19 protein-coding genes are annotated in these 23,777 nt (G+C 70.0%); 11 read left to right on the top strand and 8 right to left on the bottom strand.

The window, feature by feature from the left end:
- Positions 1-57: 57 nt before the first annotated feature.
- A complete protein-coding gene (locus KDM41_03115; GenBank protein ID MCB1182397.1) occupies positions 58-2,652 on the bottom strand; it encodes an AAA family ATPase in 2,595 nt (864 codons plus the stop codon).
- On the opposite strand from KDM41_03115, the gene KDM41_03110 reads away from it, so the two are divergent.
- The 4 genes from KDM41_03110 to serC all read left to right on the top strand — a co-directional run bounded on the left by KDM41_03110 (position 2,627) and on the right by serC (position 6,226).
- Positions 2,627-2,893: a hypothetical protein gene (locus tag KDM41_03110; protein ID MCB1182396.1), complete on the top strand. Its 267-nt coding sequence runs from the start codon at positions 2,627-2,629 to the stop codon at positions 2,891-2,893. The two genes, KDM41_03115 and KDM41_03110, sit on opposite strands and share 26 nt — an antisense overlap.
- Positions 2,894-2,974: 81 nt before the next feature.
- Positions 2,975-4,216 (top strand): DUF1015 domain-containing protein, encoded by a 1,242-nt coding sequence (locus KDM41_03105; protein ID MCB1182395.1) that lies wholly within the window; start codon positions 2,975-2,977, stop codon positions 4,214-4,216.
- Positions 4,217-4,259: 43 nt separating this feature from the next.
- Positions 4,260-5,144, top strand: coding sequence for a hydroxyacid dehydrogenase (locus KDM41_03100; GenBank protein MCB1182394.1), 885 nt, complete (start codon positions 4,260-4,262; stop codon positions 5,142-5,144).
- A complete protein-coding gene (gene serC, locus KDM41_03095; GenBank protein ID MCB1182393.1) occupies positions 5,141-6,226 on the top strand; it encodes a 3-phosphoserine/phosphohydroxythreonine transaminase in 1,086 nt (361 codons plus the stop codon). Before KDM41_03100 ends, serC begins: the two co-directional genes overlap by 4 nt.
- A gap of 85 nt (positions 6,227-6,311) precedes the next feature.
- Here serC and KDM41_03090 read toward each other — a convergent pair whose 3' ends face one another.
- The gene (locus tag KDM41_03090) at positions 6,312-8,780 is read right to left on the bottom strand and encodes an arylsulfatase (GenBank protein MCB1182392.1); all 2,469 of its coding nucleotides are present in this window, start codon (positions 8,778-8,780) and stop codon (positions 6,312-6,314) included.
- Positions 8,781-9,074: 294 nt separating this feature from the next.
- On the opposite strand from KDM41_03090, the gene KDM41_03085 reads away from it, so the two are divergent.
- The gene (locus KDM41_03085) at positions 9,075-9,677 is read left to right on the top strand and encodes an RNA polymerase sigma factor (protein MCB1182391.1); all 603 of its coding nucleotides are present in this window, start codon (positions 9,075-9,077) and stop codon (positions 9,675-9,677) included.
- On the top strand, positions 9,674-12,082 hold the full coding sequence (locus KDM41_03080) for a von Willebrand factor type A domain-containing protein (GenBank protein ID MCB1182390.1): 2,409 nt from the start codon (positions 9,674-9,676) through the stop codon (positions 12,080-12,082). Before KDM41_03085 ends, KDM41_03080 begins: the two co-directional genes overlap by 4 nt.
- Before the next feature lie 73 nt (positions 12,083-12,155).
- On the opposite strand, the gene KDM41_03075 is transcribed toward KDM41_03080, so the two are convergent.
- Complete coding sequence (locus KDM41_03075) at positions 12,156-12,437, bottom strand: hypothetical protein (protein ID MCB1182389.1); 282 nt, start codon at positions 12,435-12,437, stop codon at positions 12,156-12,158.
- A 185-nt stretch (positions 12,438-12,622) separates the two neighbouring features.
- Between KDM41_03075 and rho the strand changes: the two genes are divergently transcribed.
- Both rho and KDM41_03065 read left to right on the top strand, forming a co-directional pair.
- Positions 12,623-13,735 carry a transcription termination factor Rho gene (gene rho, locus KDM41_03070; protein MCB1182388.1) on the top strand — a complete coding sequence of 371 codons (1,113 nt, stop codon included), beginning with the start codon at positions 12,623-12,625 and terminating at the stop codon, positions 13,733-13,735.
- 79 nt (positions 13,736-13,814) lie between these two features.
- A complete protein-coding gene (locus KDM41_03065) occupies positions 13,815-15,494 on the top strand; it encodes an amidase (GenBank protein MCB1182387.1) in 1,680 nt (559 codons plus the stop codon).
- On the opposite strand, the gene KDM41_03060 is transcribed toward KDM41_03065, so the two are convergent.
- The 5 genes from KDM41_03060 to KDM41_03040 form a co-directional block, all read right to left on the bottom strand.
- Entirely contained in the window at positions 15,491-17,413 is a 1,923-nt protein-coding gene (locus KDM41_03060; protein ID MCB1182386.1) for a response regulator, read from the bottom strand. The genes KDM41_03065 and KDM41_03060 overlap by 4 nt on opposite strands.
- A gap of 105 nt (positions 17,414-17,518) precedes the next feature.
- The gene (locus KDM41_03055) at positions 17,519-17,830 is read right to left on the bottom strand and encodes a FeoB-associated Cys-rich membrane protein (GenBank protein ID MCB1182385.1); all 312 of its coding nucleotides are present in this window, start codon (positions 17,828-17,830) and stop codon (positions 17,519-17,521) included.
- Positions 17,830-20,019: a ferrous iron transport protein B gene (gene feoB, locus KDM41_03050; protein MCB1182384.1), complete on the bottom strand. Its 2,190-nt coding sequence runs from the start codon at positions 20,017-20,019 to the stop codon at positions 17,830-17,832. The genes KDM41_03055 and feoB overlap by 1 nt, the downstream gene beginning before the upstream one ends.
- Before the next feature lie 55 nt (positions 20,020-20,074).
- A complete protein-coding gene (locus tag KDM41_03045) occupies positions 20,075-20,296 on the bottom strand; it encodes a ferrous iron transport protein A (GenBank protein ID MCB1182383.1) in 222 nt (73 codons plus the stop codon).
- A complete protein-coding gene (locus tag KDM41_03040) occupies positions 20,296-20,847 on the bottom strand; it encodes a metal-dependent transcriptional regulator (protein MCB1182382.1) in 552 nt (183 codons plus the stop codon). Before KDM41_03040 ends, KDM41_03045 begins: the two co-directional genes overlap by 1 nt.
- Positions 20,848-21,131: 284 nt before the next feature.
- Between KDM41_03040 and KDM41_03035 the strand changes: the two genes are divergently transcribed.
- Genes KDM41_03035 through KDM41_03025 form a run of 3 tightly spaced genes read left to right on the top strand, consistent with a single transcriptional unit; the run spans position 21,132 to position 23,751 of the window.
- Positions 21,132-21,677: an RNA polymerase sigma factor gene (locus KDM41_03035; protein ID MCB1182381.1), complete on the top strand. Its 546-nt coding sequence runs from the start codon at positions 21,132-21,134 to the stop codon at positions 21,675-21,677.
- Between the two features lie 4 nt (positions 21,678-21,681).
- Positions 21,682-22,374: a hypothetical protein gene (locus KDM41_03030; protein MCB1182380.1), complete on the top strand. Its 693-nt coding sequence runs from the start codon at positions 21,682-21,684 to the stop codon at positions 22,372-22,374.
- A gap of 12 nt (positions 22,375-22,386) precedes the next feature.
- Positions 22,387-23,751, top strand: a complete 1,365-nt coding sequence (locus KDM41_03025; GenBank protein MCB1182379.1) for a HEAT repeat domain-containing protein — start codon at positions 22,387-22,389, stop codon at positions 23,749-23,751.
- Positions 23,752-23,777 lie beyond the last annotated feature (26 nt).

The following is a 23,777-nucleotide window of genomic DNA, read 5'->3' as shown; positions in this document are numbered from 1 at the left end:
TCACGAAAAACGGCCCCGGATCAGATCCGGGGCCGTCGTGTGTCGCCTGGCGGAGACTCAACCCGTCGCCGCGACGCGAGCGGGGGACAGGACCAGCCCGTCGGCCGCCGCATCGAGGACCAGCGTCATCTCCGGACGGGCCTCCCCCGCGAGGATCAGGTCCGCCAGGCGGTCCTGCACTTCGCGCTGGATGACCCGCTTGACCGGCCGCGCCCCGAAGGCGGGATCGTAGCCCCAGCGGGCGAGCCGGGCCACGGCGGCGTCGGTCGCCTCGAGGGCCAGGTCCTGCTCGGCCAGGCTGGCGTTCACCTTGGCCAGTTCGAGCCGGACGATGTCGGCGATGAGCGCATCGCCCAGGGCATTGAAGCGGATGATCGCGTCGAGCCGGTTGACGAACTCGGGCCGGAAATGACCCTGCAGGCCGTTCAGCAGACGCGTCTCCGCGGCGCCGGGCCTGTCCTCGGCCCGGGGAGCGTACATCTCCTCCTGGCAGAGGTTGCTGGTCATGATCACCAGGGTGTTGGTGAAGTCGACCACGCGGCCCCTGCCGTCGGTCAGGCGCCCGTCGTCGAGCAGCTGCAGCAGCACGTTCATCACCTCGGGGTGGGCCTTCTCCACCTCGTCCAGCAGCACGACGCTGTAGGGGTGGCGCCGCACGGCCTCGGTGAGCTGGCCGCCCGCCTCGTGACCGACGTAGCCCGGGGGCGATCCGATCATGCGGCTGACGGCATGGCGCTCCATGTACTCGGACATGTCCAGCCGGATCAGGGCCGTCTCGTCGCCGAAGAGCTCGGCGGTGAGCGTCTTGGCCAGCTCCGTCTTGCCCACCCCGGTCGGACCGAGGAAGAGGAACGAACCGAGGGGCCGGTTCCGATCCGTCAGTCCCGCGCGGGACCGGCGGATGGTGCGCGCCACCTTCGCGACGGCTTCGTTCTGGCCGACCACGCGGGCCGAGAGTCGCGTCTCCAGCTCGCGCAGTTTGGCCATCTCGTCCTCGACCAACCGTTGGGCGGGGATTCCGGTCCACTTCGCCACCAGCAGGGCGATGTCGTTCTCGTCGACCTCCTCGCGCAGCAGCGGGTTCTCCCCCTGCACGCGGGCCAGTTCCGCGTAGGCGTCCCGGATCTCGGCCTCGACGAGGGACTGGCCGGAGTACTTCAGCTCGGAGGCGCGAGCCAGGTCGCCGGCACGCTGCGCCGCCTCCATCTCCAGCGCCACGTTCTCCTGCTTCGCCTGCAGGGTGCGGATGCGGTCGATGGCCTCCTTCTCCTGCTCCCAGCGGGCCTTCACCCGGTCCAGCTCGTCGCGCAGCTCGTCGCGGCGCGCCCGGATGGTTTCGCGCCGCGCCACCGCCGACTTGTCCTTCTCCTTCGCGAGAGCGAGCGCCTCCATCTCCAGCTGGTTGAGCTGGCGCTGCAGCACGTCGACCTCGGCCGGGACCGAATCGATCTCCATGCGCAGGCGGCTGGCGGCTTCGTCCATCAGGTCGATGGCCTTGTCGGGCAGCATGCGGTCGGCGATGTAGCGCTGGCTCAGCTTCACCGCGGCGACGAGGGCGCCGTCGGTGATGCGGATGCCGTGGTGCACCTCGTACTTCTCCTTCAGGCCGCGCAGGATGGCCACGGCCTGCTCCCAGGACGGTTCCTCCACGAGCACCGGCTGGAAGCGGCGCTCCAGCGCCGGATCCTTCTCGATGTGCTGGCGGAACTCGTCGATGGTCGTGGCGCCGACGCAGTGCAGCTCGCCGCGGGCGAGGGCCGGCTTGAGGATGTTGCTCGCGTCCATGGCCCCACCGGTCGCGCCGGCCCCGACGAGGGTATGCATCTCGTCGATGAAGAGCAGCACCTCGCCCTCGGCAGCGGTGACTTCCCGGATGACGTTCTTCAGACGGTCCTCGAACTCGCCGCGGTACTTGGTGCCGGCGATGAGCGCGCCCATGTCCAGGGCGAGCACGCGCTTGCCCTTCAGGCCCTCGGGCACGTCACCCTCGACCAGGCGGCGCGCGAGCCCCTCGACGACGGCGGTCTTGCCGACGCCGGGCAGGCCGATCAGCACCGGGTTGTTCTTGGTGCGGCGGCTGAGGATCTGCACGACCCGGCGGATCTCCTCGTCGCGGCCGATGATGGGATCGATCCTGCCCGCGCGGGCGGCGGCGCACAGGTCGCGGGCGTACTTCGCCAGGGCCGACTGCTCGCCGTCGGCCAGGCCGTCCTCGCTCTCGCCGTCGTAGCCGGCCTGGGCCGCGCCCATGTGCTCGAGGGCGCGTTCGATCTTCGGACGGGTGGCGTCGAAGGTCTTCAGCACGCTGCCCGCCCGACCCGAATCGGTGGCCAGGGCGAGCAGGATCTCGCGGGTGCCGATCATGCCGTCGGCCAGGTTCTCCGCTTCGAGGAAGACCTTCTGCAGCTCGCGGCTGGGCGCCGGGACGTCCTTGACGCTGGCGGTCGGCAGGCTGTCCAGCTCTCCGGCAGCGGTGCGGGCGATCAGACCGGGGTCCAGCTCCATCGAACGCAGCACGTTCGTGGCCAGTCCGGTCTCGCTCAGCAGGGCCCACAGCAGGTGCAGGGGCTCCAGCTGGGAATGGGGGTATTCGTAAGCCTTGGCCTGCGCCTTCTGCAGGATGTCCATGGCGTTCGTGGTCCAGTTTTTCATGGCGATGGCCTCCGTTTCTGTTGTTCAGGGAGGTCTTTGCACCGCGAATGCCAGCAGACTGACCGACCAGACGAAAATTTTCAACTCATTGTCAACAAACGAGGAAGGCTGGCTGAATATCGTATACAGGCACAACGGCACCGCTTGCGGCGGGCTTCCGACCAGCAGGCGTCATGACAAAACGACGCATATCGAATGCTGTGACATGACCTGGGCCGGCCAGGGCAAATTAAATTATTAACAACATTCTTGGGTTCTCGGGTCCCGCATACTTCATTTGCCCCGATCACCCGGATCGACCCGTCCGCCGCAGGAGGAACCCATGGCCGACATCCGCCCCTTCGCCGCCTTCCGGCCCCGTCCCGACGTGGCGGTGCGGGTCGCCAGCCCGCCCTACGACGTCCTGAATTCGGACGAGGCGCGCACCATGGCCGCCGGAAACCCCGAATGCTTCCTGCACGTGGTCAAGGCGGAGATCGACCTCGCGCCGGCGGACGCGGCCGACCCCGAGCGGGTCTATGCGCGTTCGGCCGGGAATCTGGCCGATCTCGTGTCCCGGGGCGTGCTCGTCCGGGACGCGAAGCCGGCCTTCTACATCTACCGCCTGACCATGGGCGACCACGTCCAGTTCGGCCTGGCCGTGGGCTGCGCCGTCGAGGAGTACGTGAGCGGCGCCATCAAGCGGCACGAGTTCACCCGGCGCGACAAGGAAGACGACCGGGCCCGCCACATGGAGGTCATCGGCGTCAACGCCGGGCCGGTCCTCTTCACCCACCGCACGAACGGAACGGTCCGCGACATCGTGCAGCGCCTGACGGCCGCCGCCGAGCCGGACACCGAGTTCACCGCCGCCGACGGCATCGGCCATGCGGTGTGGGTGGTCGACGACGACGCGGACATCCGGGCGATCCGGGCCGCCTTCGCCGGCATCGACGCCATCTACGTGGCCGACGGCCACCACCGCACGGCCTCGGCCCACCGCGTGCGCGACATCATGCGGGCGCAGAACCCCGGGGCCCGGGGCGAGCAGCCCTGGGACCACTTCCTGGCCGTGGTCTTCCAGGCGGACGAGCTCAAGCTGATGGGCTATCACCGGGTCGTGGCCGACCTGAACGGGCTGTCGGAGGACGCGTTCCTCGCCCGGGTCGGCGACATCTTCGACCTCGCCCCGACCGACGACCCCGCGCCGGAGGGGCACCGGCAATGGGGCATGCACCTGGGGGGCCGGTGGTACCGGCTCACCGCGCGCGACGGCACCTTCCCGGCCGACGACCCCGTGAAGGGGCTCGATGCGGCCATCCTCCAGGACCTGCTGCTCGGGCCGGTGCTGGGCATCGGCGACCCGCGCCAGGACCCGCGCATCGATTTCGTCGGCGGCAGCCGCGGCACGGTCGAACTGGAGCGCCGCTGCCGCGAGGACATGCGGGTGGCGTTCGCCTTCGCGCCGGCCAGCGTCGACCAGATCATGGCCGTCGCCGACGCCGGCGAGGTGATGCCGCCGAAGTCGACCTGGTTCGAACCGAAGCTGCGCTCGGGACTGCTGGTGCGCAGCCTGCGCGACTGATCACGGACACGGGAACCGACCCCACGAACGGGAGGCGCAAGCCATGCTGATTCTCATCTCGGATGCGTTCGATCCCTCGCTCGAGGACAAGCTGGCGAAGTACGGCCAGGTGACGACGGACAAGGAACGCCTGGCCGAGGCCGACGTCGTGCTCATCCGCAGCAAGACGCGCTGCGACCGCGAGTACATCGACCAGGCCCCGAACCTGAAGATGATCGTGCGCGGCGGCGTCGGCACCGACAACATCGACAAGGCCTACTGCGCCGAGAAGGGCATCGTGGTGCACAACACGCCCAAGGCGCCCAGCATCGCCGTGGCCGAGCTGGCTTTCGCCATGATGCTCTCGGTGCCGAACCACATCGTGAAGGCCAACGAGAGCATGCGCATGGGTCAGTGGCTGAAGAAGGAGCTCAAGCGCAGCGAGCTGCACGGCAAGACGCTGGGCCTGGTGGGGATCGGCAACATCGCCCAGGCCGTGGCGGTGCGGGCCAAGGCCTTCGGCATGCACGTCATCGCCTACGACAAGTTCGTCGAGAGTTCGCGCCTGGCGGTGCTGAAGAAGTCGCTCGCCGAGATGGTGGCCGAGGCGGACTACATCTCGCTGCACGTGCCCCTGACCGACGACACCTTCCACATGATCGACGCCGACGTGATCGCGAAGATGAAGGACGGCGCCATCGTGATCAACACGGGCCGGGGCCGCACCGTCGATTCGGCGGCCATGATCGCGGCGCTGGAGTCGGGGAAGGTGGCCGCCTACGCCACCGACGTGTGGCCGAAGGATCCGCCGGACTCGGACTACCCCCTGCTCAAGGCCCCCAACGTGTTCATGTCGCCGCACCTCGGGGCCTCGAGCAACGAGAACCTGCTGCGGATCGGCGACGAGGTGTGCGAGAGGATCGAGGACTTCCTCGGAGGTGACGCATGAACCGCATCTTCAACTTCAGCGCCGGGCCCTGCACCCTGCCCCTGACCGCCCTCGAGGAGGCCGCGGCCGAGTTCGTCGACTACGCCGGCAAGGGCATGTCCCTGATCGAGATGAGCCACCGCTCCGCCGAGTACGACGCCGTGCACGTGGAGGCCATGGCCCTGGTGAAGCGCCTGTACGGCTTGCCCGACAACTACAAGGTGCTCTTCCTGGGCGGCGGCGCGACGCTGCAGTTCTCGATGGTGCCCATGAACCTGATGGGCCGCGGCGGGCAGTGCGACTTCACGCTTTCGGGGGCGTGGGCGAAGAAGGCCTACGCCGACGCGGCGAAGATCGGCACCGTGAACGTGCTCTTCGACGGCAAGGAGCAGGACTACATGTCCCTGCCGGCCGCCGACTCCCTCGCGGTGAACCCCGACGCGGCCTACGTGCACCTGACGAGCAACGAGACCATCGGCGGCGTGCAGTGGCCGGATTTCCCGGACACGGGCGACGTGCCGCTGGTCTGCGACATGAGCTCGGACTTCGTGAGCCGGCCGGTGGACCTGTCGCGGTTCGGGCTCGTGTACGCGGGGGCGCAGAAGAACGCCGGACCGGCCGGGGCGACCGTCGTCATCATCCGCGACGACCTGGTCGAGCGCTCGCCGGCCGACCTGACGGCCTACCTGAGCTACGCGACCCACGCGCCCAAGGACTCGCTGTACAACACGCCGCCGGTGTTCCCGATCTACATGATCATGAAGACGCTGGCGTGGCTCGAGAAGGAGGGCGGCCTGGCCGCCGCCAAGGCGCGGGCCGACGAGCGGGCCGCCCTGGTGTACGGGGCCATCGAGGCCGGCGGCGGGTTCTACCGCTGCCCCGTGGACCCGGCCTGCCGCTCGAACATGAACATCGTGTTCCGGCTGCCGAGCGAGGACCTCGAGAAGGCGTTCATCGCGGAGGCCGCGGCCGCCGGCATGAGCGGCCTGAAGGGCCACCGCTCGGTGGGCGGCTGCCGCGCCTCGGTGTACAACGCCATGCCGCTGGCGGGGGCGCGGACCCTGGCCGACTTCATGGGGGAGTTCGCGCGCAGGAACGGCTGACCGGCCGCCGCGGTCGTTGCGAAGAGAAGGCGCCCGGGCCATCGGCCCGGGCGCCTTTCGTCATGTACGGTGCATTCGCCGGGTACTACTGCTTCAGCAGCGCCCGCCGCGCCTCGGCCTGCAGGTCGATGTACTGGTCCTTCTCGACGGTCACGGCGACGCCGAAGATGGTGCCGCCCTCGAACTCGCCGGGCGACTTGTAGAGCTCGCTCACCGCGTCGGCGCTGTCCCAGCCCACGCACAGGCCGTCGCCCGAGAGGGTGAACTTGGCCGGCTGGGTCTTCATGGGGCCCTCGGCGACGACCTTGTCGTCGACGTAGAGCTTCGTCCGGCCGAGGGACTCGCCGTGTTCGCCGGTGCTCTCGCGGGTGAACTCGACGCCGAAGGTGTACTTGCCCGGCTTCAGCGGCTCCGAGACGAAGACCTGTTCGGGCTTGATGCCGAGGAAGTTGTACACGTAGTGCACCTTCCGGTCCTTGATGAAGAGCGAGTGGCCGCCGAAGCGGGAGCCGTGGGCGAAGATCACGCCGGAGCAGTCCGCCTCGTCGATCTCGACGTTGGCCAGGATCTTGTACGAGCGGCCGCGGACGTTGACCGCCACGCCCTCGGGGACGGCCGCCGTGCCGGGGTAGTAGATGTAGCGCTCGCGGGGCGCCTCCTCGCTCGGGCGCTCGGTGCCCAGCACCTCGGCGGCACCGCGGTCGTCGAGCGGGAGCACGAGATTGGCCTCGGCCTCGTCGAACCAGACGTTGATCAGGTGCTGCAGCTTCTCCGGATGCTCGGCCGAGACGTCCTGCGACTCGGAGCGGTCCGCGTCGACGTGGTAGAGCTGCCACTTGTCCTGGTCGAACTCGCCCTTGCCCGTCAGGGGCGCGTGCAGGGCGACGGCCTTCCAGCCGTCCTCCCAGATGCCGCGCGTGCCGAGCATGGCGTAGTACTGGCGCTTCTTCTGCGTCGGGCCGTTCGGGTCGGCGTCGAAGGAGTAGGCCATGGAGACGCCCGAGAGGGGCCACTGGCGCACGCCCCGGTACACCTTGGGCATCTCGACACCGCACACCTCGAGGATGGTCGGCACGAGGTCGACCGAGTGGTGGTACTGGTGGCGGAACTCGCCCTTCGCCTTGATGCCCTTCGGCCACGAGATGACCATGGGATCGCAGGTGCCGCCCGCGAACTGCGAGTAGCGCTTGAACATCTGGAACGGGGTCGAGAAGGCCACGGCCCAGCCGGTGGGGAAGTGGTTGTAGGTGTCGGGGCCGCCGAGGGTCTCGAGGTACTTCATGTTCTCGGACAGCTCGTCGGGGTAGCCGTTGAAGAACTTGTTCTCGTTGACCGAGCCGTTGGGCGTGCCCTCGCCCGAGGCGCCGTTGTCGGCGGCGTAGAAGATGATCGTGTTGTCGCGCTGGCCGGTCTCCTCGAGGTAGTCGATGATGCGACCCACCTGGGCGTCGGTGTACTCGGAGAAGCCGGCGTAGACCTCGGCCATGCGCGCGAAGAGCTTCTTCTCGTCGGCGTTGAGGGAATCCCAGGGACGCACGGCGTCGGCGGGGTTCGCCACGTCCTCCGGCAGCGGGTTCAGCGGCGTCAGCTGCGTGCCCTCCGGCAGGGCGCCGCGGGCGATCATGCGCTCGAGCACCCAGCTGCGGTAGGCCTCGTAGCCGTCGTCGAAGGCGCCCTTGTACTTTTCGATGTACTCCTGCGGGCTGTGGTGCGGCGCGTGGTTGGCGCCGGGACAGAACCACATGAACCACGGCTTGGACGGGTTGCTGGCCTTCTGGTTGCGCAGCATCTCGATGGCGTGGTCGGCGAGGTCGCTCGACAGGTGGTAGCCGTCGATGTAGGGCTGCTCGACGAAGCGGTTGTCCTCGACCAGGTCGGGGAACCACTGGTTGGTCTCGCCGCCGAGGAAGCCGTAGAAGCGGTCGAAGCCCTTCTGCAGCGGCCACTCGCTGCGGCTGCCGCCGGGCGAGACGTCCTGCTCGGGCACGTTGTGGTTCTTGCCGAGCCAGAAGGTGCTCCAACCGGCGTCCTGCAGCACCTGGCCGATGGTGGCGCACTGAGCCGGCAGGCGGCCGTTGGCGCCGGGGAAGCCGTCGGCGGCCTCGGTGATGGCGGCCATGCCGTTCAGGTGGTGGTTGCGGCCGGTGAGGATCGTCGACCGGGTCGGCGAGCACAGGGCCGTCGTGTGCCACTGGGTGTAGGTGAGGCCCGTCTCGGCGAGGCGGTCGAGGGTGGGCATGTTGATGCGCCCGCCGTAGGGCGACCAGGCGGCCTGGCCGGTGTCGTCGTACAGCACGATCAGCACGTTGGGCGCGCCTTCGGGCGCCCGCTCCAGGGCGAACGGGGCCCAGTCGGCCTCGGAATTGCGGATGTCCAGGTCGATCTTGCCCTGGAAGTCGGCCGGAACGCCGGGTTTGGCCCAGCCATCGGCCGTAGCCTGTCCGGCCGCATCGGTCTTCTTCTCGACGCAGCCGGTCAGGGCCAGGCCGAGGATGATGAGGACGACGAACGTCGCCATGTGTCGGGACATCGGAATCTCCTTCCCCCTGTTCATTCCATTTCCCCCGGCCGGTGGAAGCCGGGCGTGAACTTCTCCGCCGCGAGATTCCACCCCGGAGCACGACAATGCAAGCGCAGACCGTCCGGACGGGAATGCCCGCGGCCGGGGAAACGGCCCGATTCCGGGCCCGGGCTTGCCCGTCGACCCCGACCGCCCGTACTTCATGGATCCCGCCGCCGCCGGAAATCGCCCCGGCCCGCGCCGCCGCGGAACCTCGCTCGGTCAGCACGATTGTAAACGGATGCCCCGACCCGTCCGTCCTCTGTCCATGAAGCGAGGAGGACCGCGATGCCCAGAGACCGGATACCGAAGCCCGACCGCAGCGACGAGCGGACCCTGGTGAAGGCCGCCACCGGCGGCGACGAGGCGGCGTGGCGCGCCATCTACGACGCGACCCATGCCCGCCTGTTCAACTTCCTGTGCTACCAGACCGGCGACCGGGAGGCCGCGCGGGATCTCCTGCAGGAGACCTACGTGACGGCGTTCACCCGGCTCGACACCTGGCGGGGCGAGGGCTCGCTGCTCGGCTGGTTGCGGGTCGTGGCGCTGCGCAAGTGCCTCGACTGGCGGCGGCAGGTCCGGTTGCGGGTGCGCAAGCTGGCCGTCCTGGCCCGCGAGACGGTTCCCGACACCTCGCAAGGAGCGGAGGAGGCGTTCCCCGGCCTCGGCGATGGATTCCAGGCGGCGTTGGATCGCCTGTCGTCGAGGCAACGGGCCGCGCTCCTCCTCCGCGAACTCGAAGACCAGCCCTTCGCTGCGGTGGCCGAGGCCATCGGCTGCAGCGAAGCCACGGCCAGGGTCCATCACTTCCGGGCGTGTCAGCGCCTGCAGTCATGGCTCTCCGCGGGAGACGGCCTCGTCGTCGGCGGCAACACGGGAGGACTGACATGAGATCCGGATTCAAGCACGATCGGCACCGTCTGAGTGATCACGAACGCGAAGCCCTGTGGTTCGACGTCCGCCGGGCCACCCTCGGTCCCGGCGCCGTCGACGGCACGCCGCGCGGCTCGTTCCTGCCGGCGCTGGCCACGACCGCGGCCGTGGCGGGGCTGGTGCTGCTCGCCGTGTGGCGGGCCGGACCGGAGCGGATCGATGCGGTGCGACGGGCGCCGGTGCAGGCGCCGGTCGTCGTCGAAGTGGCGCCGGTGGTGGCGCCGCCGCCGCGCGCGGAGGCCGGCCCGGCGCAAACGGTGGCCCGCACGGGTGACCAGGGTGCCGGAACCGCCGCACCGCCGCCGAGCCCCGCCGGCCTGCGCGGACGCGTCGTGGACAGCGAGACCGGCGAGGCCCTCGCCTGGGCCACGGTGCTCGTGCGCGGCACCGCCCTCTCGACGAGCACCGACGCGAACGGGGACTTCTTCTTTCCCGACCTGCCGCGCGAAGCCCATGTGGACCTGATGGTGCAGATGCTCGGCTACGACCCCGTCGACGTGGCGACCGATGTCCCGGCCGACGGCCGGCTGCCCGACGACGTGGCGCTCGTGTCACGCATCGTCGAGACGCTGCAGCCCTTCGATGTCGAGGGCGCCGAATACATGGTCGAGGTGAGGAACGCGGTGACCGAACACAAGGTCAGCAGCGAGACCTTCGAGAAGTACGCCATCGATTCGGTGGAAGCCGCCCTGTCGAAGAAGGCGGGAGTGGCGACCACGCCCGGACGGGCCTTCGTGCGCGGCGGGCGCTCGGGCGAGGTGAGCATGTCGATCGACGGTGCGGCCGAGCCGATGCCCCGGGGCAGTGCGGGCGCGGCCCCGGCCCCAGGCGAGTACCGGCTGCAGCGTCCGGGCGCCCCCGCGGGTTCGGTCACCGGCGGCACGCAGCCGCCCAACGGCGCGCAGGCCGAGCTCATGTACTTCGAGAGCGCCGGCGTGAACCCCTTCGTGGCCACCGAGGACGACGCCCTGTCGACCTTCGCCACCGACGTGGACGACGCGTCGTGGACCATGGCCCGCAACTACCTGGACCGGGGCCAGTTGCCGCCGCCGGAGGCGATCCGGGTCGAGGAGTTCGTGAACGCCTTCGACGCGGGCTGGCCCGTCCAGGACGAGGCGCCGTTCCGCATCCACGCCGACGGCTCGGCGTCGCCCTACGGCAAGGGGTACCGGCTGCTGCGCATCGGCCTGGTGGGGCAGCACATCCCCGACGAGGAGCGCAAGCCGGCCGATCTGGTCTTCGTGATCGACGTGTCGGGCTCCATGGCGCGGGAGGAGCGGCTCGGGACGGTCAAACGGGCCCTGCACGGCCTGGTGGCGCAGCTGCGCGAGGGCGACCGGGTCGGGATCGTGGTCTACGGATCGAACGGCCAGGTGCTGCTGCCCCTGACGGGCGCCGAAAACCGCGACCTGATCCTGGGCGTCATCGACGGCCTGGGCCCGGGCGGCAGCACGAACGCCGCCGAGGGCCTGGAGCTGGGCTACCGGATGGCGCGCGAGGCGCAGCAGCCGGGCGTCATCAGCCGCCTGATCCTGTGTTCGGACGGCGTGGCGAACAACGGCGTCAGCACCGAGGCCGGGGGCATTCTCGACGCGGTGCGGCGGGCCTCGGACGAGGGGATCACCCTGTCGACCGTGGGCTTCGGCATGGGCAACTACAACGACGTGCTCATGGAGAAGCTCGCCGACCAGGGCGACGGCAACTACTCCTACGTCGACTCGCAGGAGGAAGCCGACCGGGTGTTCCGCGAGAACCTGACCGGCCGTCTGCAGACCATCGCCCGCGAGGTGAAGGTGCAGGTCGAGTTCGATCCGGCCCGGGTGCGGCGCTGGCGCCTGCTGGGGTACGAGAACCGGGACGTGGCCGACGAGGACTTCCGCAACGACGCCGTCGACGCCGGCGAGGTCGGAGCCGACCATCAGGTCACGGCCCTGTACGAGGTGAAACTCGAAGACGCCGAAGCCCCCGAATGGGACGGCGTGGATCTGTCGGCACGGCGCGGTGGCGACGCCCGCGAACGGATCGGCACCATCAGGCTCCGCTGGGAGGCGCCGGCGCACGACACGGCCCATGCCGGCATGGTGACCGAGATCGAGCGCCCCCTCCGGCGGGGCGACGTCTCCGCCGACGCCGCGGACGGCAGCCTGGCCCTGCGGGTCCAGACGGTCGTGGCCGAGTTCGCGGAGATCCTGCGGGGAAGCTACTGGGCGAAGGGCCGCGACGCCGCGGCGCTGGTGCCCGAGGTGGACCGCCTGCTGCTCGAGGCGCGGAACGCCGGCGGCTACGACACGGAGAAGCTGGCGGACCTGCGCCGGCTGGTCAGGCAGGCGGCCGACCTGGCGGCCTCGCAACCGAAACGCTAGCCCGGGAGTCCCCCTTCCCGGTCGACCACCCGCGGCGCCGTCGACTCCGGTGCCGTGGGTGGCTCGCGTCCGGTCAGAGAGCCGAACCGACCACGACCGTCCAGGGCCGGATGCGCCAGGCGGTGACCAGCCCGGCAGCCACGTAGGGGTCCTGGCCCACGAACGCCTCGATCACGCCGGGGTCGTCGACCTCGAAGACGAAGGCCGCGCCGTCGGCCGGCTCGGCGAAGGCGCCGGCCAGGACGATCTCGCCGCGGGCGACGTGGCCCCGGACCAGTCCGAGGTGGCCGTCGCGGTGGGGGACGCGGCGGTCGAGGATGTTCTCGACGTAGTCGTAGAAGAGGATGTAGTGCATCTGCGGCTCCGCTGCGGATCGTGGTCGCCTGGTGCGGGGGAACGGCCCGATACTAGGGACCGCGCGCTTTCCCGTCGAGCCCGAATGGGGAGCGTCCCGGCCTCGAAAAATCCTGTCCGCGGGCACGCTGTTGCCGTATGTTTGGCCGACCACCACCCCGGCCCCTCAGCAGGATCGGTTTCCCGATGCCCGAAAACACGACCAGCCCCGTCACCGGGGTTCTCGAAGTGATGCAGAAAGGCGGCGGCTTCCTGCGCGACCCCGCCCGCTCGTTCGCGCCCGACCGCGACGATCCCTTCGTCCCGCAGGCGGTGATCCAGAAGTTCAACCTCTCGACCGGGGCGCTGGTGACGGGCCCCGTCGGCAAGGGCCGCAAGGGCCTGCGGCTCGAACGGGTCGACGCGGTGTGCGGCGTTTCGCCCCAGGAGTTCGCGCAGCGGCGGGCCCTGACCGACATGACGGCGCTCAACCCCGAGCGGCGCTTCGACCTCGGCAGGGACGGCAACCCGTCCATGCGCATCATCGACCTGATCGCACCCATCGCCCGGGGCACGCGCGGCCTCATCGTCTCGCCCCCCAAGGCCGGCAAGACGACCATCCTGGAGAACCTGGCCCACGCCATCCGCGAGGATTCGCCGGAGACCCGCGTCGTGGTGCTGCTGATCGACGAGCGGCCCGAAGAGGTCACCCACTTCCGGCGCGCCACCGATGCCGAGGTGCTCGCCAGCAGCGCCGACCAGAGCGTGGCCGACCACGTGCGCCTGGCGCAGATGGCCATCTCCCAGGCGGTGCGCGAAGTGGAGTGCCACCACGACGTGGTCGTGCTCGTGGACAGCATCACGCGCATGGGGCGGGCCTTCAACCAGAGCGGCAAGGGTTCGGGCCGGACCATGAGCGGCGGACTCGACTCGCGGGCGCTGGAGATCCCGCGCAAGTTCTTCGGCATGGCGCGGAACATCGAGGGCGGCGGTTCGCTGACGGTGATCGCGACCGCGCTCGTGGACACGGGCAGCCGCATGGACGACATGATCTTCGAGGAGTTCAAGGGCACCGGCAACTGCGAGATCGTGCTGAGCCGCATGCTGGCCGAGAACCGCATCTACCCCGCCATCGACGTGCGCCAGAGCGGCACCCGCCGCGACGACCTGCTCTTCGACGAGGACGCCTACCACGCCCTGACGCTGCTGCGGCGGCGCGCGGTGGCCGTCGACCCGAAGAGCGGCATGGAGGGCATGCTCAAGCTGCTCGACAAGTACCCCGACAACGCGGCACTGCTGAAGGGGATCGGCGGGGACTGACCGGACGCCGCGCGTCCCCGTTGACCGCCCCCTCCGCTTCGTCGACAATCACGCCGCCACTCCAGCCGAAAGGTCCGCCATGCGTCGTGCCGTCGCCTGCCTCGTTGTGCTCGCCGTTCTCCCCTTCGCCGGCTGCGGCGAGACGAACCCCGACGAAAGGTTCGCCCGCCGCGACGTCGCGGGCGCCGCCGAAGTGCTCGGCCTCGCCATGACCGAGGCCGAGGTCGATTCGATGAATTCCGATCTGGTCGAGCAGCGCGACAGCTACCGCCGTCTGCGGGAGGCGCTGCCCCCGAACGCGATGCGGCCGGCGCTGCGTTTCGATCCTGAACTCCTGACCGGACCGACCGCCGGGCTCGCTGACGGCCCCCCGCGGTGGTCGCCCGCGCCCGAAGTGGTCCGGCCGGCCGACCTGGACGAGCTGGCGTTCGCCTCGATCACGGAGCTCTCGGCGCTGGTCCATACCGGACAGGTGACGTGCCTGGAACTGACGAACCTGGCCCTGGCCCGGCTCGGGCGGTACGACCCGGAGCTGCACTGCGTGGTGACGCCGCTGCCCGATCGCGCCCGCGCCCAGGCCCGCGAGCTCGACGCGATGCTCGCCCGGGGCGAGGACCTCGGCCCGCTGCACGGCATCCCGTTCGGGGCGAAGGACCTGCTGGCGGTCGCCGGCGCGCCGACGACGTGGGGCGCCGAGCCGTACCGCCACCAGGAGTTCGACGAGGACGCCACGGTGGTGGCCCTGCTCGAGGAGCGCGGCGCGGTGCTCGTGGCCAAGCTCAGCCTCGGCGCCCTGGCCTGGGGCGACGTGTGGTTCGGCGGCATGACCCGCAATCCGTGGAATCCCGCACAGGGCAGCAGCGGCTCGTCGGCAGGGTCGGCGGCGGCGGTCTCGGCGGGGCTGGTGCCCTTCGCCATCGGGTCGGAGACGTGGGGCTCGATCGTCTCGCCGAGCACGCGCTGCGGCGTGACCGGCCTGCGCCCCACGTTCGGCCGGGTGAGTCGCCACGGCGCCATGGCCCTGAGCTGGTCCATGGACAAGCTCGGGCCCATCGCCCGCTCGGTGGAGGACTGCGCCCTGGTCTTCGACGCCATCCACGGGCGCGACCTGCTCGATCCCACGACCGTCGACCGGCCGTTCGCTTTCGACGCCCGGCGCGGGCTCGCCGGACTGCGGATCGGCTACGTGGCGAGCGCCTTCGCCGAGGAGTACGCGGGGGCCGACCTCGATTCCGCCGCCCTCGACGTGCTGCGGCGCGCCGGCGCCGATCTCGTGCCCATCGAACTGCCGGTGGACGAGCTCGGCTTCGACCTCTACGACCTCGGCTTCGTGCTCTCGGCCGAGGCCGCCGCCGCGTTCCAGGAACTCACCCTGTCCGGCCGGGACGACGAGCTCGCGCGCCAGGTGCGCAACGCCTGGCCGAACGTGTTCCGTGCGGCCCAGTTCATTCCGGCGGTCGAGTACATCCAGGCCAACCGGCACCGCGTGGCGCTGATGGAGATGATGGCGCGGGTGTTCCGGGAGGTCGACGTGTACGTGACGCCCAGCTTCGCGGGCCCCAACCTGCTGCTGACGAACCTGACGGGGCACCCGCAGGTGGTGGTGCCGGCCGGCTTCCGGGAGGAGAACGCACCCCACTCGATCGGCTTCGTGGGGCGTCTGTACGACGAGGCCACCGTCATGGCGGTGGCCCGGGCGTACGAGCAGGCGACGGAGTGGCACCGGCGGCATCCGCCGGGATTCGGCGGTGCCGGCTAGTCGATGACCATGCCCGTCAATTCACCCCGCATCTCGGCGACGAGGGCTTCGGCCGACTCGTTCTCCTTCTGCTCGGCGGCACGCAGCAGCTCGCGCGACAGGTTCACCATGATCTCCGCGCACACGTTCAGGGCGCCGCCCTCGATGGCGCGCGCCTCGTGGACGACGGCCTCGAAGGCGTAGTTGCACAGGGCGTCGGCGATGCGGGTCAGGCGTGCCGCGGTGTCCTCGCGGAACACGCCGAGGATCTCGGCGGCCAGATCGGTGTCGCCGTTCATCTGGCTGATGAGCTTGACGGGCGTGAACGGGGCACCGCGGCTGTCCTCGACACCGCCGAAGGTCGAGAGCTGGTCGATGGCCTCGTCGATGCGCTCGCTGCTGATGGGCTTGGCCACGTAGCCGTTCATGCCCGCCTCGATGCAGGCCTGCCGGTCGCGGCGGGTGGCGTGTCCGGTCATGGCCACGATGGGGATGTCCCGGTAGCGCTCGCCCGCCTCCCCGGCGCGGATGCGGCGCGTCGTCTCGAGGCCGCCCAGCTCGGGCATCTGCAGATCCATGAACACGACGTCGTAGTCGCCCGAGGCGAGGGCCATGAGGGCGTGACGGCCGTCGTCGACGGCGGTTCCCTCGTGCCCGAGCTTGCGCATCATGCCCAGGGCGACGGTCTGGTTCACCTTGTTGTCCTCGGCGAGGAGGATGCGCAGGTTGCGGGGCTTGTCGGCGAAGGCGCTGGCCGCGAACTCCTCGACGGCGCGGTCGCGCAGCTGCGCCACGCCGGGCTGCGGAACGGCGGGCTCCACGGTGGCCGGCAGCTCGAGGGAGAAGGTGAAGGTCGAACCCCAGCCTTCCCGGCTGGTCACCTCGAGTTGCCCCCCCATGCGCGCGACGAGATCGCGGCTGATGGCCAGGCCGAGGCCCGTGCCGCCCGAAGGCGACTTCCCGCCCTCGCTGCCTTCGAAGATCCGGCCCAGATCGGCGTCGGCAATGCCGCAGCCGGTGTCCGTGACCGAGATGCGGACGCGATCGTCCACGGGCACGGCCTCGATGGTCACCGTCCCGCCGGACGTGCCCCGCAGGGCGTTGCCGAGCAGGTTCACCATGACCTGGCGCAGCCGTCCGCCGTCGCCGAGGAGCCACGGCGCCAGTTCGCGGTCGAGCTGCAGCTCGCAGCGCACCTCCTGATCGACGGCCTGGGCGGCGAAGGTCCCGAGCACGCCGCGCAGCAGGTCCTCGAGATGGAAGGGACTGCGGCGCAGCGGCGCCTTGCCCGCCTCGACGCGGGCGAAGTCGAGCACGTCGTTGACCAGGTCGAGCAGGGACTGGGCGCTGGCCGCGACGTTGTCGGCGGTGCGCCGCGCCTCGCCCTCGAGGTCCATCTCCGACAGCAGCGCCGACATGCCGATCAGGCCATTCAGGGGCGTGCGCAGTTCGTGGGTGAGCTGGGTCACGAAGCGGGCCTTGCCCTCGACCGCCCGTCGCGCCTCGTCCGCGTGGCGATTCGCGGTCTCGATGGCCTTGCGCAGCTCTTCCTGCAGGCGCACCTGGTCCTCGTCGGAGCGGGCGTCGTCCGGCCGGGCGAAGATGGCGAGATAGGCGAGGTCGTCCTGGACCACGACGCTGGTGGCCAGGCGCACGGGAACCTCGGCGCCCGTGGGGGTCAGCAGGCGGCAGCCGTAGCCACAGACGCCGTCTTCGTCCCAGAGGTCTTCCAGGGTGTCCTTCACGGGAGGGCGCAGGTCGGCGGGGAAGAGGTCGACCACGAATTTCCCGATGAGGTCCTCGCGCCGGACCCCCATCAGCTCGGCGGCCCGCACGTTGCTGTCGATGACGACGCCGTGCTCGCCCTCGACCACGAAGATGGCCACCTTCGCGCTCTTGAACAGGTTGCGGTACAGGCCCTGGTGGGAGGTCTTGAGCATGCCGATCCGCTCTCGTCGGAGGAGGGGCGCCGGCGGACGGCGGACGCCCGTTTCGGTTTCCTCCCAGATCGGCAGATCGCGCCGGAACTGTAGGTTTTCGAGGCCTCAGGCCCGGGGCGGGCGGGTGGAGGCGGCGTCCGGGGCGGCTCCGGACCCGGCTGCCGACCCGTCGGGCAGGGCGCCGAGTTCGATCCACTCCCGCGGAACGGCGCGGCAGGCCGTGGGCGGGGCCATCTCCTCGCCGCGGGCGATGCGGTCGAGGGCCTCGGGGTCGTTGCTGAGGGGGCAGTCGCCGGATGTGGCGCACGACGAGCAGCCGCCGGTCTTGCGCACCGAGCGCACGCCCGCACGCACGGCCCAGGCCACGGTGCCGGCCACGACCACGCCGATGACGATGTTCTCGACGGTGAAGACCATCACGCCACCCCCCAGCCCAGCAGCAGGCCGCCCTGGTAGACGAGGAAGGTCATGATCCAGGCGAGGGTGGTCAGACCGATGGTCTGGGCCAGGGCCCATTTCACCGAGCCCGCCTCCTGGCGCGTGATGGCGAAGGTGGCGATGCACGGGGTCGAGATCAGCGCGAAGAGCATGATGCAGAAGCCCACCAGCTGCGAGTAGCGGTCGCGCAGGCGCTGGCGCAGGTGGTCGCTCGTCTCGTCGGCCTCGCCCACGGCGAAGACGATGCCCATCTGGGCGACGAAGACCTCCTTGGCCGCGGTGGCCCCCACCAGCGCGGTGCCGATGCGCCAGTCGAACCCGATGGGTTTGATGAGCGGCTCGAGCACGCGGCCGACCCGGCCCGCGATGCTGTAGGAGAGCTCGGCGGCCTGGATCTCGTCGGCGTCCGTGAGCTGGCCGAAGGTCGTGCCGGCCGCCACCTCGGCGCGGTCGAAGTCGCTCGGCGGCACGTAGTCGGCGGGCGGCTTGGGGAAGTAGGTCAGGAACCAGAGGATGACCGCGGCGCCGAGGATCACCGTGCCGGCCTTCTTCACGTACAGCCAGGCGCGCGTCCACATCTGCACCAGGAGGCTCGCGGCGGTCGGCATGCGGTAGGGCGGCAGTTCCATCAGGAACGGTGTCGTCTCGCCGCGGAACATCGTCGAGCGCAGCAGCATGGCGCCGCCCATGGCCAGCAGGATGCCCGTGACGTAGATGATCCAGAGCACCGGCCCCTGCCACTTCGGCGCGAAGAAGGCGGGGATCATCAGGGCGTAGATGGGCAGGCGCGCGCCGCAGCTCATCAGCGGCAGCACCATCATGGTGATGATGCGGTCGCGGCGGGTCTCGAGGGTGCGGGTGGCCATGATCGCCGGCACCGTGCAGCCGAAGCCGATGAGCAGGGGAATGAAGCTCTTGCCGTGCAGGCCGACCTTGGACATGAAGCGGTCCATGACGAAGGCCGCCCGCGCCATGTAGCCGGTGCCCTCGAGGACGGCGATGGCCAGGAACAGCAGCACGATGTTGGGCAGGAACACGATGACGCCGCCCACGCCGCCGATGACGCCGTCGACCACGAGCGACTGCAGGTGCTCGGCCTGGCCCGCGGGCCACACGCGCAGCAGGGTGTCGGCGAGCCAGCCGAAGCCCTGGTCGATGAGGTCCATGAACGGGGTGCCGACGGTGAAGGTCAGGGTGAAGACGATGTACATGGTCGCCAGGAAGATGGGCACGCCCCACACCGGATGCATGACCACGCGGTCGATCCGGTCGCTGCGCGTGACGCGGCGCTCGCCGGGCTGGCGGCAGACGGCGGCGCATACGGCGCCGAGATGCTCGTAGCGCCGGCGGGCCATCATGATGTCGGGCTCGTCGGTCAGGTCGGCCTGGAACTCGGCGACCAGGCCGAGCACGGCCTCGCGGGCCCCGGGCTCGATGAGGGAGCCGAGCACCTGCGGGTCGGACTCGATGAGCTTCAGGGCCTGCCAGCGCTGGTGCGGGCTGGGGGGCAGATAGGGTGTGATGCGTTCGACGAGGCCCTCGACGACGGGGCCGAAATCGACCCTTGCCCGGCGTTCGCCCGCCTGGGCCGACGCGAACGAGGCCGGGCCGGGCCCGGCGTCGCGGCACTGCTCGGCCGGGCCGGGCAACGAGGCCGTGCTCGCCATGACGCGGCTGACGGCCTCGATGATGTCGTCCATGCCCTCGCCGCGGTTGCCCACCGCCGGCACCACCGGCACGCCGAGCCGCTCGGAGAGGCCGGCGATGTCGATCTGGAAGCCGCGGTCGCGGGCCACGTCGGCCATGTTCAGCACGACGATGACCGGGCAGCCGATCTCGAGGAGTTCCGTGGTGAGGAAGAGGTTGCGCTCGAGGTTCGAGGCGTCGACGACGTCGACCACCACGTCGGGGGTGCGGTTCAGGAGATAGTCGCGGGCGACCAGCTCCTCTTCGGAGTACGCGGTCAGGCTGTAGGTGCCGGGCAGATCGACGAGCTTGAGGGCCAGGTCGCCGCGCCTGCAGGAACCCTCCTTCCACTCGACCGTGACGCCGGGATAGTTGCCGACGCGCTGCCTGGCTCCCGTCAGGTTGTTGAAGATCGTCGTCTTGCCGGCGTTGGGATTGCCGGCGACGGCGACGGTGAAGACCTGCTCCGCGGTTTTTGTCACGACAAAATCTCCGGATCCGCAAAAGCCGGTCGCAGGGACCGGCTTCGCGCGGGAATCAGTGTTCGACGGCGATGCGCGAGGCCATGCCCCGCCCGATGACGATGCGGCTGCCCCGCACCGCGACCACGAACGGACCGTGGCCGGAGTTCTGGACGACCTCCAGCTCGGTGCCGGGCATGAGACCGAGGGCCGCCAGGCGGCTGCGCAACTGGCGTCCGCCCTCGATCGACCGGAGCACGGCCGTGGTGCCCTCGTGAACCATCGTCAACGGCATGATCATTCCTCCGCCGACCCGTCCGAAGCGTTCTTCAGGCGGGTCAGTTCCTCGATGTCCAGGGGGTGGCCGCACACGTCGCGGCCGCAGTTGTGTCCGCCCTTGTCGTCGTCGCTCTTGCCGCAGAAGAAGCCCACTTCGTCGTCCCAGCGCACGTCGTTCAGGGGGCACTTGTCGAAGTACTCCACGAACTTGACCAGGCGCTCCATGATCAGGGGATTGACGGCGTGCTCCATCAGGCAGGCGCCCTCGTCGGCATCGGTGTCCGGCAGACCGAGCACCTTATGCAGGAACGCGGACAGCGTCGTGTGCCGCTTCACCACGTCCAGCGCGATGCGCTCGCCGCGGTCGGTGAGGGTGATGACGTCGTAGGGGGCGTAGTTGATGAGTTCCTTCTCGGACAGGGACCGCAGGGCCTGGGTGACCGACGAGTTGTGCACGCCGAGCCGCATGACGATGTCCTTGGCCCGCGCGGCGCCCTTGGCCTCCACCGTATGGTAGATGGCTTCGAGGTAGTCCTCGAGGCTGGCGCTGACCTTCAGGTTCGCGGGCATGTCCGGTGTGTCCTCGTCGGGTTGGGGCCTGCTTGTGTCTTCGGCCGAAAAGTTTTTGTTTGAACAAAAGTAATCCAATTCCCATTGAAAGCAAACGGTAAAGGTTAAAAAATTATCAGGTATTGATCGATGATATTCTTTCTCGTTAAACGGCTGGGGGGCAGGGGTGTACACATTTTCCGCGCCACGACGCAACCCTTCGCGGCCGGAGCGTGTCATAGGGGTGTTCGATCATGCATGACCGGACCCGGGCGACGGCCCGGGCGAACGCGGAAGACGGGGCCTTGGACGATCGCGAACTGATCGGGCGGATCCTCGCGGGGGACGCCGCCGCCGAGCGGGAGCTGTACGACCGGCACGTGGAGCGCGTGTTCCGGCTGGCCTACCGCATGAGCGGCGACGCCACCCAGGCCGAGGACCTGACCCAGGACACGTTCATCCGGGCCTTCGACCGGCTGGCCGACTTCCGGGGCGACGGCCCCTTCGGGGGCTGGCTCCACCGGGTGGCGACCTCGGTGATCCTGTCGGCGCTGCAGCAGCGCAAGCGGCGCCAGGGCGTCGAGTCGCTGCGGGACGAGCTGCCCGAGCGGCCGGCGGCGGGCGGCGAGCGGGATCCGGACCTGCGGCGGCGGCTGCACCGGGCCATCGACGGCCTCGACGACAACCACCGGCTGGTCTTCGTCATGCACGACATGGAAGGCTACACCCACCACGAGATCGCGTCGGCCATGGGCACCCCCGTGGGCACGGCCAAGGCGCGGCTGTCGCGGGCGCGGGAGAAACTGCGCGCGCTGCTGACCGGACCGGATCTCCAACTGGAAGCGGAATGACACCATGAGCACCCGAGACGACTGGGAAGACCTGGTGAGCGACGTGAACGCCCCCCCGCCGGTGCCGCGGGACCGCATGTGGGCGCGCATCGACGCGGCCCGGCAGGAACGGCGCGGACAGGCGGTTGTCGACGACGGCGATCGCCGCACGATCGCGCGGCCCGATTTCGCGGGCGACCGGGGCGGCGCCTCGCGGTGGTGGCGCCTCGGCGGCGCCGTGGCGGCCGTGCTCGTGTTCGGCATCGCCATCGGGCGCATGACCGCGCCCACGACGCCGGGTCCCGAACTGGCGGGCAACACCCCGCCGGCGACCACCGCGGCGACCCCGACGGCCCCCGGGCGCGACCGCACCGCCGAGCTCTACCAGTTGGCCGCGGCCGACCTCTTCGGCCGGGCCGATGCGCGCCTGACCGACTTCCGCGTGCGGAACTGCGGCGCGTCCGACATGCAGGACGCCCCGTCGTGGGCCGCCGGCATGCTGCTGCAGACCCGCCTGCTCCTGGACACGCCCGTGGCGCAGGACCCGACCCTGCGTCCCCTCCTCGACGAACTCGAACTCGTGCTGGCCCAGATCGTCGGCCTCTCGCGCGAGAACTGCGACCGCGACCGGGCCTTCATCAACGACGGCCTGAAGGAACGCGCGACCCTGGACCGCCTGCGGCTGGCCGCCGCTGAGGGCGCCCGGCGTCCGCTCTAGAAAGGGAACACCATGGAACTGCGGAACCACAACATCGTCCGGATCGTCGCCATCGGGTTCGTCGTGCTCGCCCTGGCCTGCGCCGGCTACGCCCTGGGCCAGACCGAGCCCACGCGGGCCGAGCGCGAGGCGCAGGAGCGGCATCTCGCCGAGCGGCGCGCCGAGCTCGACCGCAAGATGCAGGAGGCGCGGGCCGCCCTGAACCGGGCCAGGTACGAGCAGGCGGCCGAGCTGATGCACGAGGTGTCGCGGGCGAGCCACGAGGCCGAGCTGGCGGGCAACGCCCTGTACTGGGAAGCCTTCGCCCGCTACCGCATGCAGCGCATGGACGAGAACCGGCGCGCGGTGGAGCTGCTGAAGCGCCAGCTGGCCGAGTTCCCCGAAGCCGAGACCGCCCGCGACGGCGAGGCCCTGTTGGCCCGCCTCTACGCCGAGATGGCCGAACGCGGCGAGATCGAGGCCATCACCGAGATCGAGAAGATGAGCGAGGAGGACCGCATCCGGGAGGAGACGCGCATCCAGGCCCTGCACGCCCTCATGCAGATGAACCCGGATCGCGCCCTGCCCCTGCTCGAGGACATCGTGCGCGGCAACACCGACGATTCGCTGGAGATCCGCCGCAACGCCCTGTTCGTGCTGTGCCGCATGGACGACGCGCGCAGCACCGACCTGCTGATCGAGATGATGCGCACCACCGAGGAGCCGGAGATGCTCACGGAGATCGTCATGTGCCTGTCGCAGCAGGACTCCGAGCGGGCCCTCGACGCCCTGGTCGAGCTCTTCGAGAAGAGCCAGGACCGGCAGGTGGACGAGGCGGCCATGTTCGCCATCGGACGGCACGGCGGCGACCGCGCCTTCGAGCTGCTGGCGAGCATCGCGCGCAACCCGCAGAAGGATCCGGACATCCGGGCCCAGGCCCTGTTCGGCCTCGCCCACAGCAATCGCGACGAGGAGACGGCCAAGCTGGCGGCCGAGCTGCTCCGCTCGTCGGACGAACGCGAGGTGATGGAGGCGGCGCTGTTCGCCCTGTCGCGCCTGGACGGCGAGCTGCCCGCCACGGTGCTGCGCGACCTGGTCAACAACCCCGCGGCCGACGACGAGCTGCGCGGCCAGGCCCTGCACTTCATGGCGCGCCGCCAGGACATGCCCCTGTCGACCCTGGTCGAGATGTACCGGGGCACCGAGAGCCACGACATGAAGCTGCAGATCTGCCACGTGATCTCGCGGCAGGACAGCGACGAGGCCCTCGACGCCCTGATCGCCATCGCGCGGCAGGAGAAGGATCCGGAGATCCGGCAGAACGTGCTGTTCTGGATCGGGCGCTACGACAACGACAAGGCGGCGGAGTTTCTCGTGGAGGTCATCCGGGAAGGGTAAGGACGGACAACCAGCACCGACCCGGA

This window comes from bacterium, assembly GCA_020440705.1.
Taxonomy (GTDB): Bacteria; Krumholzibacteriota; Krumholzibacteriia; order LZORAL124-64-63; family LZORAL124-64-63; genus JAGRNP01.
This window is presented reverse-complemented; position numbering and strand designations above follow the sequence as displayed.